Annotated in this window: 10 protein-coding genes; 1 reads left to right on the top strand and 9 read right to left on the bottom strand. The window is 28.4% G+C overall.

Translation table 11 applies throughout. The annotated features are described in order from the left end of the window. Positions 1 to 594: 594 nt before the first annotated feature. From rpmB to PVA18_RS01925, 3 genes are all read right to left on the bottom strand, one after another. The gene (gene rpmB, locus PVA18_RS01935) at positions 595 to 897 is read right to left on the bottom strand and encodes a 50S ribosomal protein L28 (RefSeq protein WP_045804718.1); all 303 of its coding nucleotides are present in this window, start codon (positions 895 to 897) and stop codon (positions 595 to 597) included. A gap of 288 nt (positions 898 to 1,185) precedes the next feature. Continuing rightward, positions 1,186 to 3,159: a replication restart helicase PriA gene (gene priA, locus PVA18_RS01930; protein ID WP_045804719.1), complete on the bottom strand. Its 1,974-nt coding sequence runs from the start codon at positions 3,157 to 3,159 to the stop codon at positions 1,186 to 1,188. Between the two features lie 469 nt (positions 3,160 to 3,628). Then, positions 3,629 to 4,591: a gamma-glutamyl-gamma-aminobutyrate hydrolase family protein gene (locus PVA18_RS01925; protein ID WP_231568498.1), complete on the bottom strand. Its 963-nt coding sequence runs from the start codon at positions 4,589 to 4,591 to the stop codon at positions 3,629 to 3,631. Positions 4,592 to 4,890: 299 nt separating this feature from the next. Between PVA18_RS01925 and PVA18_RS01920 the strand changes: the two genes are divergently transcribed. Continuing rightward, entirely contained in the window at positions 4,891 to 5,580 is a 690-nt protein-coding gene (locus PVA18_RS01920; protein WP_045804721.1) for a uroporphyrinogen-III synthase, read from the top strand. Between the two features lie 362 nt (positions 5,581 to 5,942). Here the strand turns inward: PVA18_RS01920 and PVA18_RS01915 are convergent, their stop codons facing one another. The 6 genes from PVA18_RS01915 to PVA18_RS01890 form a co-directional block, all read right to left on the bottom strand. Beyond that, positions 5,943 to 7,664 carry an aminopeptidase P family protein gene (locus tag PVA18_RS01915; protein WP_045804722.1) on the bottom strand — a complete coding sequence of 574 codons (1,722 nt, stop codon included), beginning with the start codon at positions 7,662 to 7,664 and terminating at the stop codon, positions 5,943 to 5,945. A gap of 576 nt (positions 7,665 to 8,240) precedes the next feature. Then, a complete protein-coding gene (locus PVA18_RS01910) occupies positions 8,241 to 8,759 on the bottom strand; it encodes a retropepsin-like aspartic protease family protein (protein WP_045804723.1) in 519 nt (172 codons plus the stop codon). Positions 8,760 to 8,836: 77 nt separating this feature from the next. Beyond that, entirely contained in the window at positions 8,837 to 9,670 is an 834-nt protein-coding gene (locus PVA18_RS01905; RefSeq protein ID WP_045804724.1) for a 3'-5' exonuclease, read from the bottom strand. After that, positions 9,660 to 10,550 carry a GTPase Era gene (gene era / locus PVA18_RS01900; protein WP_045804725.1) on the bottom strand — a complete coding sequence of 297 codons (891 nt, stop codon included), beginning with the start codon at positions 10,548 to 10,550 and terminating at the stop codon, positions 9,660 to 9,662. The genes PVA18_RS01905 and era overlap by 11 nt, the downstream gene beginning before the upstream one ends. A 536-nt stretch (positions 10,551 to 11,086) precedes the next feature. Continuing rightward, the gene (ffh, locus tag PVA18_RS01895) at positions 11,087 to 12,421 is read right to left on the bottom strand and encodes a signal recognition particle protein (protein WP_045804726.1); all 1,335 of its coding nucleotides are present in this window, start codon (positions 12,419 to 12,421) and stop codon (positions 11,087 to 11,089) included. Next, on the bottom strand, positions 12,406 to 13,995 hold the full coding sequence (locus tag PVA18_RS01890) for a proton-conducting transporter transmembrane domain-containing protein (protein ID WP_045804727.1): 1,590 nt from the start codon (positions 13,993 to 13,995) through the stop codon (positions 12,406 to 12,408). The genes ffh and PVA18_RS01890 overlap by 16 nt, the downstream gene beginning before the upstream one ends. Between the last annotated feature and the right edge of the window lie 42 nt (positions 13,996 to 14,037).

Genomic DNA, 14,037 nt, shown 5'->3' with positions numbered 1-14,037 from the left:
TCTAGATTACTAGTAAGTAATGGTTAACAATAGCAGTCATGATTTATACATCATCATTAAACTTATGAAGATATGCTAAAGACGAAGTTATACTAGAATTTAATAAATAATACATTAAATATGTTTTTTACAGCCGCAGTATATTTCTAGTTATCAACACCAATTCATATAATGTCAGTAAAATATTAAAACTGGAGCTTATGGGTCCTCAATGTCAAACAACTATATTCTATTACCAGTAAGTAATTGGTTAACAATAGCAGCTATGATTTATACATCATCATTAAACTTATGAAGATATGTCAAAAGACAAAAAACTATACTAGACTTAATAAATAATATATGCTATAGCACATAAATATGTCCCTGCAGCTAGTATATTTTAGCTGTTAACATTCACCATATAACACTAAAAAACACAGCAACATTTATATGTATAAATCAGAACTCACTTATAAGTGCAATATGCTTTGCTAAGAATAGCTAATATTATCATAATATTCTACAATCATATTGTAAAAACAACACTAAGCTAGTGTTATTTTGATAACATCTTATATAAAAGAAAAAAAGAATTAGATTAAATTAAAAAAACTACCAAGTAACTTTTACACCTTTTGCTACAGCATTTTTTATAAGCTTCTTAATCTTTTGAGCTTTGTCAGTCAATTTTCTAGATGATGTATTAAGCAAATATAGATCAAAACCACCTTTATAATTTACTGTTCTTAGAGTACGACTAGATATTTTAAACTTAAACTTCCTATTTAACACATCACTTACTAAAGTGACATTATGTAAGTTGACTAAATAAACCCTTTTAGTTTTACGATTAGAGTGCGATACCCTGTTTCCAAAAGACTTTCCTTGACCTGTAATATCACAAACCCTACTCATTTTACAAACCTAAAACACTAACTAATAGGTATTCATTATAACAATACAGTAACATTAGTCAAACACAAATTCTTCAGATTGTTGAGGTTTAAAATAACTAAGTACTATGAAAATGCAACTAATTTAACCAAACCATAATCACTTAATATGACAAAGCAACGTTCAATATTCATTAAAAATAACTAATTGCAATAAATATAGACATACCCAATCAAAAACACAAAATTAATTACAATACGATAAGTATCATATATAATTATTAAGTCTATGTACTATCTTAGTAGTAATCTACATAAAATTTACTGGATCAACATCTATGGTAATTTTTATTTTATTTGATTTCGTATAATACTCCTTATACTTAGCAAGTAGTTTTTGTATCATAACATTACTCTGTACTTTAATTAAAATCCTATACCTATACTGCATATTCAAGAAACTTATAGGGGCGGGAGCTGGACCTAGAACAGTCAAGGTATTTGGAAGACTTTTTACTATTTGTTTTGATATATTTACTACATGAGCTTCATTCTTCCCACTAACTATTATACCTATCAACCTTGTATATGGTGGCATATTAGTTAGTAACCTAGATTCTAGTTCTAAATTATAAAATAATTCGCGATTATAAGATGACAGTGATTTTATTAAAGGACTATTAACATCATAAGTTTGTAAAATTACTTCACCATTATCTGCAAACCTACCAGAACGTCCTGACACTTGATGTAATAGTTGATATGTTCTCTCTGTAGCACGCAAATCACTATTATTCAATCCTAAATCGGCATCTATTACGCCAACTAGTGTCAACTTAGGAAAATTATGACCTTTTGCTATTACTTGAGTACCAATAATAATATTCACCTCACTACGCATAATTAAATCAATCATAACACTGATATCCTTATTACTAATATCACTGCTAATTACTGCAATTTTAGCATTCGGTATCAGTGCAATAATGTCTTCTTCTACTTTTTCTACACCTATTCCATATGATACAAGAGATGATTCTGAACAATTAGTACATACACTCTGCATCGCACAAGAATATCCGCAATAATGACACAATAATACATTTTTTCTTTTATGTTCTACAAGCCAAGTAGCACAGTTTTTACAATGTACTTTAAAACCACAAGCCTTACATAATCTTAATTTTGCATATCCACGACGATTCAAGAAAAGCATAACTTGGTCTTGTCTTTGCAAAACTTCCAACATTTTATTATAAAGCTTGTCCGACAACCATGCATTAACCATCTTGCTTCTACATAAATCAACAATCCCTACTGATGGCAACTTAGCATTCCCAAATCTTTGTGTTAATTTCACATGATAATACTGAGACTTTAACACATTATTGATTGCCTCCAAAGATGGAGTAGCAGAAGATAAAATTACTGGTATATTCAAGCTCTTTGCTAATACAATAGACATATCACGTGCATTATAGAGGACTCCACATTCTTGTTTAAACGATGAGTCATGTTCTTCATCTACAATGATTATCTTAAGATTTTTATATGGTAGAAACAAAGCAGATCTTGCACCTATTACAATTAAAGACTGGCCATGTGCTATGGATAACCAATATTCTCTACGATTCCTTAATGTTAAATTTGAATGCCATTCTACTGGGTAATAATTATCAAAATAATGCTTTATACGCTTTATTAATTGTAATGTTAATACTATCTCTGGGAGCAAAATTAATGCTTGTGCTGTACTATCCCTCTTTATTAATTCACGTATAACTTTACAATAAACTTCAGTTTTTCCAGAACCAGTTTCTCCATCTAGCACTATAACTGAATAATCTGAAATTTTATTAACAATATTATTATATGCAACCCTCTGCTCATCTGATAACATAATTTCTACATCACTATATCTATCATTTTTCTTTACAGAAAATTCTAACTTATAAAAAGACTTAGCGTGTATTATATTACTGAATACCATTTTTAATACTAAACCTGCTGGAACAATATTATAGTCGCCTACCCACTTGATAAAATTAAGAAATGCAACATTAACTCTTGGCAAAGAACTTTTAGAAATTATAACCCTTAACTGCAATTTTTCTATATTACAACCTGAAGGTATTGTGTCACTCAATTTCAATATAATACCTACCATAGTTCTAAAACCAAAAGGAACAAGAACATATTCACCAACAAAAAACAACCTATTTTCTGGAACAGTGTAATAAAATGTTTTATTAATCGGTACTGGAAGCAAAATTTCAGCTATCATGCTAAACGTTTTAATAACAGAGCTATTTTATTATAGCAAAAGAATCAAAATTTACATCTTTACTTACAAATCTATTTACCAATTACATACTCAGCAAACACATAACTTGCTAGTCTACTTTAGAGAAAATCAATAACATTAATATGAAAACATAGTTATTAATTCTCCTATACAGTAATAAAGTTGACTATTCTTGGGTTACATGCTCTACACTTTTTAAATTTTTTATATGTACTAACAAAATAAATAATAGATCACTACTATTATAAAATCACTATGATATCAATTTATACAAAAAGATATAAAATCTACATTAAGATCAGAATTATCTAAGATATAACTACCATCATCACTTACATTACATAAATAAGTAAAAACAATGTAAAAAACTATAATGAAACAAATAAATTATAGTCTTTTTTTAAATACATATCCATCAATATAACCTATTTTTTTATATCTAATTTCTTCAATCTCGAAAAAGAAAATCTTTAATTATTGCATCTGCAAGTATAATTGATGCATCTCTATCTGTACTATCTCCAAGTTTTCTTTCAGCATTCATCATCAGATATTCTGGATGGAATTGAAAATATATATTACCATATTTATCTTCAATTGCTTCTATAATACCATCTTCTGATACAGCAACAATCCTATACCCTAAATTATACATTTTCATTACATTCTCTACATCATTATCGATTGCTTCTGAATGTGCATCTGGAAAATACATAATTTGACCCTTATCTAACTTCAAATTAGCTACAATACTTGACAGCCTACTATTAGGAAAAATTTTGATTTGATGTAAATTAGCATCCACACTTCTAGGATCAGGCATTGAAATAGTATGTGATTCTACAGAAACATGAGAATTAATTATATTCTCCACTCTCGTAATTCTAATGCCATTTGCATACATTATGCCTTGCAAACCACCACAAATACCAAGAAGATGTATACAATGATTCTTATCATAAACTACCCTAACAATAGCATTAGTAACTAGTTGCCTATCTAAAGACGGAGCAATTGGCAGAGAACTAATATTATAATAGTTTCCTGGTATAAATATTCTATTGATATTATGTTCTTCTATAAACCTTTCAACAACACTTTCTATAATGTATCGGGATACTCTGTAATGTGTTTTATGAGTTTCATTAATCCTTATTATCTCATCCTTAACTAACTGCATAATTATATTATAATCCATCAGAATCACACGAACCCCATAACTTTCAAGTAATTGTGTAATTCCCACAGCTGTTCTATATTCATTAGGATAGGTAACAAATTCAGTAGATAATAATCCAACTACAATATCTTTCCGGTCATATTTCGCACACTCAGCTACTACTGGTACATATGGAACAATCAATATAGTAAAAAATAGAATTACTATTACAGCATGTCTTATTCGATACATGAACCTCATATAATATTCTTTTTATAACATAGTATAATTACTACTGATAATAATGGATCAATAAATTTAAGTACAATCAATATCAAATTAACACAACGTAACACCAAAAAGCACACAGATAAAGTAAGTACCTAATACTAGGTAAATTCTAGTATGAAATTAGGATATTATGTAATTCATGTCTACTTATCAAGCTATACCTAAATACATCCATAAACATATCTGTTAAATATAAATATTTAGTTGATTGTCTGTATATACTGAGATATGTTTCTTTAAACAAGTACACAATTCATTATATGAAATCTTTACTAGTTACTCGACCAAAAAAAGATTCTATAAAAATCAAGGAATATCTCAATAAATTAGGCTTCAATGTCTATATCGAACCAATGTTTTCAATAAAATATTTGGCAGCTAAAATCAATTTAAAGGATTTTAATTGGATCATATCCACAAGTCAGCACAGCATAATTGCTTTAAGTAAAATTACTAAAAACCGAAATATAAATATTATTACTGTTGGTAACAACACCATGAATATTGCACAAGAATTAGGTTTTACATCCGTAAAATCACTCAATGGAAATATTAATGACGTCATATCTTATATAAGAAATCATAACCAAGCTAATATCCTATATATAAGAGGCAAAGAAGTTACACACAACCTTAAAAAAAGCTTTCATTATTATAAAAATTTTCAAGAAGTTATCCTATACAATACAATAGATAGAAAATACTTCAGCAACCGATGTTATAATGCTTTATTTCAAAACAAAATATTAGGTATATTACTTTACTCTTCCAGAACCGCTAAAATATTGATAGAATTAATTAAAAAACATAATATTCAAGATAAAATAGGAGGCATTACTATATATGCTATGAGTAATAAAATTGCAGATATTGCAAAAACAGCTCGCTGGAAAATTATAAAAGTATCTGATCAGCCTACCAACAAATCGCTGTTATCATTAATTCAGTAACACAGTAGAAATAACCATCCTGTTATAATCAGGAAAAACATTATCTATTTTTGTAAACATTTTTTATATAAAATAACACGCCATTATATATTTTTCTAAAAAAACTATATTATTCAATGGTTACACAATACAATTAAATTAATATTTGATATATTATTAAGTTGTATCTCAATAAATATACTCCTACCATGCTTATTGAAATCTCCAATTCTTTTACAAAAAACACAGATTTCTTCACACATAAAGTAACCAATAAAACTCAGACTTCCAGTAATATATATTTACTACTTTATATTAAATATTATAATTTACTTATAACGTATTGTAATATACAAAAAATTATTATTATTAAATAAACCTACTTACCTCTTCAAACTCCTACATGCATCATATAACCAACTTTTAACTTCTTCATTTACATATGGAGCAATAGTATTATACACAAAACTATGATATTGATTTATGTAATTAATTTCTTCTTTATTTAACATATCTGCATTTATTAATTTTAAATCTATTGGTACACATGTTAATTGTTTAAATCTTAAAAAACCATCAACATACTTTTCAACATACATAAGATTTTCAATCCTTATTCCATACTCACCATTTTTGTAGTACCCCGGCTCATTTGATAAGATCATATTTGCTTTTAATGCAATATTATTCTTGCAAGAAATAGCACAAGGACCTTCATGGACTGATAAAAAACTCCCTACTCCATGGCCTGTACCATGTTGGTAATCAAGACCTGATTTCCACAAGTACTGTCTAGCTAATATATCCAACATTCCACCAGTAGTCCCTAAAGGAAAAACTGCCATTGCTAAGGCAATATGACCTTTCAAAACCAATGTAAAATTGGTAATCTGCTCAGATGTAGGCTCTCCTATAGCAATAGTACGCGTAATATCTGTTGTCCCATCAAGATATTGCCCACCAGAATCTAACAAATACAATCCATTTTTACAAATTAACTTATTTGTCTTACTATTCGCTTTATAATGTATTATAGCTCCATTTTCTCCAAAACCAGAAATTGTATCAAAACTTTCGCCTTGAAACAAATCCTGCTCTTGCCTGAAACTCAACAATTTTGATTTAACACCCAATTCTGTAACTTTCTGACTATTAGTCAATTGAATATCCAACCAATATAATAAATTAACTACAGCAACTCCATCTCTAATATGAGCGTTAATTACACCTTGCATTTCAACATCATTTTTCTCGGCTTTCATTAAAAGACAAGGATCTGAATCATGAACTAATATATCTTGTTGTTGTAAAGATAAAAAGATGTTCATTGGTATAGTAGATGCATCTATAGCTATCGATTTTACAGATTTCAAAACATTAAATAAATGATCCAAAGAATATATACTAAGATGTTCATACTTAACATCTACCAAATGCACATTATCAACAAATAAATCAACTTTTCCATCTTTATATAATATTGCTCTAGATAACACCGATGGATTATAAAGAAACTTCTTATTACGTATATTTAACATCCATGAAATAACATCTGTATCTGTGATTAATGCAGCATCTTTACCGGATAAATATTTTGCAATCTTACAAGACTTTTTATAACTATCAATACCAGAATACTTTAAAGGATGTTGTCCTATGTTATGCTCTACAGTAAGATCACGAACCCATAACTTATCAATCAGAATTTGATCTATTGACTTTAAAACAATACCACAATCCTCATACTTTCTCACTTGGCTTAAAGTAAATAAAGAAGATTCATAAGCTATAACAGTATTAAATAAACAATTTTCTATACACCATTGCCAAGGAGTTAAACTACAAACATTATGTATTTGATAATAATTAAGATTCAATTCTTTCGCTGCTTGTAGTGTATATCTACCATCAGTAAAAAAATTCTGCTTACCCTCCCTTGATATTATCAAAGTAGCATTTGAACCAGAAAAACCACATAACCATTTTATTCTCTGTCTATTAACAGGTACATACTCACATTGGTACTCATCTGTATTCTGTAACAACAATACATCAATTCCATATTCCTTCATTAAATCAACTAATTGATTTAACCTATCTTCCATAAATTCCACACCTGATAATAAAAATACATACTACTATATAACAAATAGCATAACAGTCTTTTTTGCCAACCACAAACTTAATACTAAAACAATCTTATATTTTAAAATAAATACCTTATTAACATCAATACTTCATAATCAACAATGCATAAATATAGTAGGCAATAAACCTTAATTATCTCATATACCTCTTTATAATAATGTACAGTGATTTTTTAAAATCTCTATTTGTATTCCAGACAACACTTATAGAATTTACCTAATATATCAAGCTTATTCAGTATTACATAACATTACTATAAATAATAATTTTACTAACTCCCAACTTATAAGTTGTAAAATATGATAACAATTAACTAAAAAAATTATATACCTGCTTAAGTAAATTAACTGCTTAATACTTTTATAAACTTCTATATAAAATTTATTCTATTGGAAACATTTACTTAAATCCGTAAAAACTCAAAATTATAACACCCAACCAAAAAATCACATACTTTCGATAAGTAAAGGCATTTATATAACATTTTTTACATTATTTCATATAAAATCATTGATTCAATTATATTAAACGTTTTAATAAGAGTTTAATGTTAATTTGTCTCCACTCATATTGAAATGAAAATATTGTAAAAAGCTCATTCCTAAAAGAGAAGTGCGCATCGGAGAAACATTCACACTAGCTTTTACATTATTAACAATAAATTTTCCTACCTGCATTTCAGATATTTCTACATATAAAGCTTTTACTGTACCATTAGCAGTATGATAAGTCTTCTTTCTATTTAAGTATTTTAGATGATGTTTTAATCTCTTTGCATCCTTCACCGACAAGACTATATCAGTAGCCCCAGTATCAACTAAAAAATTAACTGGAATACCATGCACCATAGCTTCTATATAAAAATGACCATCTTTGGCTCTGCGAAATTCAACCCCTACTCCATCACCGTAATTAACGCTTGTGTTTTGAGTAATGCTATTAGGAAAAAATTTAAAGTATTTTCTATTAGCAACATCATCTTTTGTAACATCAAACAGCGTTATTAAGACTATAAAACCTAACCAAAACAATACATATTTTACACTTCGCATAATGGATTCCAAAAAATTCACTAATCTAATAATGATATACTAGTAAATATATGAATTAATTAACTAAATATATGGATCTATGCTTCAAGATAAAAATTACCACTACAAGATTTATCCCACTCGATTCTAAATTGTTTGAAATGTTCCTTCTCATTAGCATCCAAATATGCTAATAAATCACTTATGCTATCATTATAGTTTAGTGTTGTAATTCTACCTTGATAATGCATCATTCTTAAGTATACTAAATAAGTATTTATTACATCTGTTTCACAGTAATCACGAATTTCAGATATTTTACCATTATCATACAATTCAGCAACCTTCGACCCATCAATACCAAATTTACCAGGAAAATTCAATATTGAACATACCTCATTCATCTTTATTCTAGCAGAAGTACCAAAATCAGACAGGTAATCTAACAGATCACAATGCCAATCAATGCTATAGCGTTGAAAATAATTATTCCACTTATCCCCAATTTTATACAAACACCCTGCCTGTATACCATGTACCATAGCTCTATACTTTAATACTGAAAAATCAAAAGTACGTCCATTAAAAGATACAAATCTTGGCCTCAAAGATGAAACATATTGAAAAAACCCCTTTAGCAAATCTTTTTCCATAGAATCTACTCTTCCACCAGAACGTATCTCTTGTAAATGAAAGGATTCATATTCCCCTATTCTTTTAATATCTGCTTTTAGAAAACTAATAGCAACTACCTTGTGAAAAGGTTGTCTTAAAAATGGATTCTTACCATCAGTAATCTCCAAATGGTAATTTACTAATGCTTCTCTTTTTTCATTTAGCTCAACCGTATCATCAAAATTACTAAGAAGATTACGACAAACATCTACATCTGGAACTGTTTCTATATCAAAAACTAATAAACTATTCAACATATCCTACACATTCATCTAAATGATTTTGCCAAAATTCTCTAACTTTCACAAATAAAAAAAGATGTACCTTCAAATCAAGTATTTCCTGAAGATCAGATTTAGATTCTATACTAATCTTCTTTATCATTTCTCCTTTTTTACCCAAAATTATAGTTCTATGACTATCTTTAGTTACATATATTACCTGCTTAACGATTAAGCTTCCATCTCCCCTTTCTTCTAATGCTTCAGTCACTACAGACAAAGAATAAGGTAATTCATGATGTAGAGATAAAAATAACTTTTCCCGTGTAATTTCAGCCATAAAAAACTTTAACGGTGCATCACTAATCTGATTCTCAGGATATAACCAAGGACCACTAGGTGAAATTTCACATAGGTAATCAGTTAAACGACTTAACCCTATACCATGTAGGGCCGATATGGTAAAAGTTTTACTAAAATTATGTAATAAATACATACGCTCTATTGCTCTATCAATTGATGACACAGATACCATATCAATTTTATTTATTACTAAAATAGCATTAATATTAGATTGCTTGATTCTACTAATAATCTTTTCAATATGCTTATTCCAATAATTTTTTACATCAAGTAACAGTATTATATTTTCAATACCTTTAAGAGACATCCAAGCATGTTTTACTATAAATTTTTCTAATTTTGTCTTTGGAGAAAAAATACCTGGCGTATCTATAAATATTAATTGAACATTTTCATTATTCAATACAGCATGCATTCTAACTCTAGTAGTCTGCACTTTTGGAGTTACTGCTGCAACTTTTTGTCCCACCAGCATGTTAATTAATGTCGATTTTCCTGCATTAGTTGTTCCAACTATAGCAGTCATAGAACATTTTTTCTCTGTATGATCCATATTCCTTTGCTAATACTAAGTAATTAAACAGACAGCACATCCTTATATTTACAAGAAGACACGAAAAAGTAACACAATGTATATTAAATACCCTTAAAACTATCGTGTAAAACCACAGGTAATACAATACTAATTACAATTACATTACACATCAAAAACACATACTATGCAATAAAATTTTTTAATAATTTAAAAGCACACTTCAATTGTTACAATAAACTCACATAAATATCTATAGCTATTCAACAAAGTAATTAATAAATTTTTGAAACTAATTTATAACCTAATTATATACTTTTCATCGAGATTACTGATAAAAAACCCAAGGTAAAGTTTTGATAATCATATAACCACCTACTCAGAAATGATTTCAAAACATTTAACAAGAAAAATTTTTTCACTACTCCACTATGTACAACTTTGCCATGTTTTAACTTGTTATAAAAAACGCAGAATTCATAAAACACAAAAGCTACGTAGAATATAAAATTTTATCAAAATATTTTATAATGAAATATATACCAAAAAACTGAAAATTATTTCTCATTAAATAGATTCATAAAATTTGTATTTTTAAGCTTACTAAATTTATTCATCAAGTTACTCATTTGATTAAATTGCTTTATTAACATATTAATAATATTAATATTTACCCCAGAACCTTTTGCAATTCTAGCTTTACGTGCACCATTCAATATCTTAGGATTTTTCCTTTCTTGTTTTGTCATAGAATTAATAGCTGCTATATATTGCTTCGATCTACTATCATTTGCAATCACAGAAACTTGACGTTTAATATCAGCACCAAAATTAGGAATAAATTTCAAAATATTAGCAATACCACCTAATTTATTTAAAGCCTGTAAATGCTGTACTAAATCATTTAGATCAAACTCACCTTTCTGAGCTTTTTTTTGCATTTCATCTATAGCATGCTTACCTACAGCTTCTGTAGCCTTTTCTACTAAAGATACAACATCACCCATATTTAATATTCGTTTAGCAATCCTATCTGGATAAAAATCATCTAAATCACTCAACTTCTCACCAGTAGCAATAAATTTAATAGGACTACCAACTGACATCTTCATAGAAAGTGCAGCACCACCCCTAGAATCACCATCAACACGAGTTAAAATTATACCTGTAATCCCTATACTACCATCAAATGACTTAGCTACATTTACAGCATCTTGACCTATCATAGAATCAACAACCAAAATCACTTCACTAGGAGATGTAAGATCTCTAATGGCTTGTAATTCTTCCATCATTACCTGATCAATATGCAATCTTCCCGCTGTATCTAAAATTAAAACATTAAAATCATTTTGTTGAACAATATTCACTGATCTCTTTACTATCTCAATAGGAGTTTGATTTTCAATAATAGGTAAAGTTTGAACATCTATCTGTTCTCCCAATATTTCCAATTGTTTTTGAGCTGCAGGACGATAGACATCCAACGATACCATTAGTACTTCTTTCCCTTTGTTTTTCAACTTTAACGCTAACTTAGCTGTAGTTGTAGTTTTACCAACACCCTGAAGCCCTACCATCATAATAACAGAAAAAGGTTTATTAGAGATATTCAATTCACACTTTTCAGATCCTAATATCTCAATTAAACAATCCTGGATTTTCTTTATTATCATTTGTGTCGGTAATACACCTTTTACTGTAGTTTCTCCAACTATTTTTTTCTTAACATTACTGATAAAATCCTTAACTACAACTAAAGAAACATCTGCTTCAAGCAAAGCGACTTTCACTTCTTCCATTGTAGCATCAAAGTCCTCAGAAGAAATAACATGCTTACTCTGTATCCTTTGGATTACATTACTTAAACTACTAGTTAAAGATTCAAACATAAATATACGACAACCATAACAATAATAAACAACATACCTAGCATTATTGTAAATCCTAAAGGATTAACACTTGGTACACTCAAAATTTCCCGACTGCTCTTAGAACATAATAATACCCCCTTACCTAACACATAGGTTAACATAGCAATAAGAATATTATAAATGTATAACAAAAACTTGTTAACAAGCAATACTACACGCATAAACAATACTCTATAGACCCAATCAATGTCCATAATAAAATTAACTCTTCCTTTAAAAAGAGATGGAAAACAAATAAAGAACACTATACTTCCAAATATTAACTCAAATTGTAATACAATACTATCCCACTTTCCAATATCTTCCCACGCTAATAAGAAACTGAATACTATCCCAAACAATATACAAATTAATGCTAATATTGACATCGATAATTTAGATGCTGCATGAACCTTTTTAACAACAGGACTTTCTGTAGATTTATATATAAATATATACGAAAAAAATTTTATTCCAACGCTCATAAATAACAACATACTACATAGCAAGAATAATTTACCTATTAACACCTCTGTAGAATTAATATTATCTATCATGTGCATAATCTTAAACTTCACAACAAAACCAGCAGTACCAGGTAAAGCTCCCATATTAGATATAGCAACTATAGAACACATTGCTTCAATTGGCATTTTTTTGAATAATCCACCAATTTCACTAAGATTAAATCTTTGAGTACTCTTTATCACAGAAGTAGCAACCATAAATAACAAACTCTGATAAACTATAGACAGAATTATCTGTAGAATAATTATATCACTAACACCATCATCATTATAACCATCAGAAAATCCTATCACGGTAATAATTAATCCCATCTGTCCAACTAAATTATAGCAAAGTAAACGCTTAATATTATTTTCTAATATTGAAAAAATTATCCCATAAATAGATGTCGCTATACCCAAAAACAATAATATTTTTTCTCCATGAAAAAATAACATCAAAAGATATACTGAAACTTTAGTAGTAAATACAGATAAAATTATCGTATCATTATTCAATGCTGTAGAATAAGTATCTGCCACCCAAGAAGATAAAGGAAAGCAAGCACAATTGATTAATAAACCTATTAGAAAAAATACTTTATAATTATCTTGACTACCAAGTGGTCCCAAGAATTGGCCAGACGCTCCAATAAGCAACATTACACCAGCTAAAAAATGAATACATGAATAATGCATAAATACTCTTCTGTTGGTTCCATTAGAACCAGAAGCAACCATTACTAGTACACTTAATGTCATAACTTCAAATAACATTGCCACAGATAATAAACTCGTTGAAGAAATAGTGGCTATGCTACTTAAGTAATATAGAAGATATAAAATTGTCTCACGCCTTTCTATATTCCAAATATACAAAAAAACTAGAACCATAATTATAGAAAATGTACCAAATATTAAGATATTACCAACATCATATTCAATTTCTATATCATACAAAGGTATCACTAACATGATGAATGCTAAAAAGATGAATTCAGGCATAAGTGATATAATAGAGCAGCGGTTAATAGAGTGTTTAGTCATAATAACTCAAATTATATAGTATTATTATTTTTCCAACTATAT

The sequence above is a fragment of the Ehrlichia muris subsp. eauclairensis genome, assembly GCF_051097115.1.
Lineage (GTDB): Bacteria > Pseudomonadota > Alphaproteobacteria > Rickettsiales > Anaplasmataceae > Ehrlichia > Ehrlichia muris.
This window is presented reverse-complemented; position numbering and strand designations above follow the sequence as displayed.

Coding starts and splice junctions, on each gene's coding strand:
- PVA18_RS01920 (WP_045804721.1), top strand. CDS start 4,891: ATGAAATCTTTACTAGTTACTCGACCAAAAAAAGATTCTATAAAAATC.
- PVA18_RS01915 (WP_045804722.1), bottom strand. CDS start 7,664: ATGGAAGATAGGTTAAATCAATTAGTTGATTTAATGAAGGAATATGGA.
- priA (WP_045804719.1), bottom strand. CDS start 3,159: ATGATAGCTGAAATTTTGCTTCCAGTACCGATTAATAAAACATTTTAT.
- PVA18_RS01890 (WP_045804727.1), bottom strand. CDS start 13,995: ATGACTAAACACTCTATTAACCGCTGCTCTATTATATCACTTATGCCT.
- PVA18_RS01905 (WP_045804724.1), bottom strand. CDS start 9,670: ATGTTGAATAGTTTATTAGTTTTTGATATAGAAACAGTTCCAGATGTA.
- era (WP_045804725.1), bottom strand. CDS start 10,550: ATGGATCATACAGAGAAAAAATGTTCTATGACTGCTATAGTTGGAACA.
- PVA18_RS01910 (WP_045804723.1), bottom strand. CDS start 8,759: ATGCGAAGTGTAAAATATGTATTGTTTTGGTTAGGTTTTATAGTCTTA.
- PVA18_RS01925 (WP_231568498.1), bottom strand. CDS start 4,591: ATGTATCGAATAAGACATGCTGTAATAGTAATTCTATTTTTTACTATA.
- ffh (WP_045804726.1), bottom strand. CDS start 12,421: ATGTTTGAATCTTTAACTAGTAGTTTAAGTAATGTAATCCAAAGGATA.
- rpmB (WP_045804718.1), bottom strand. CDS start 897: ATGAGTAGGGTTTGTGATATTACAGGTCAAGGAAAGTCTTTTGGAAAC.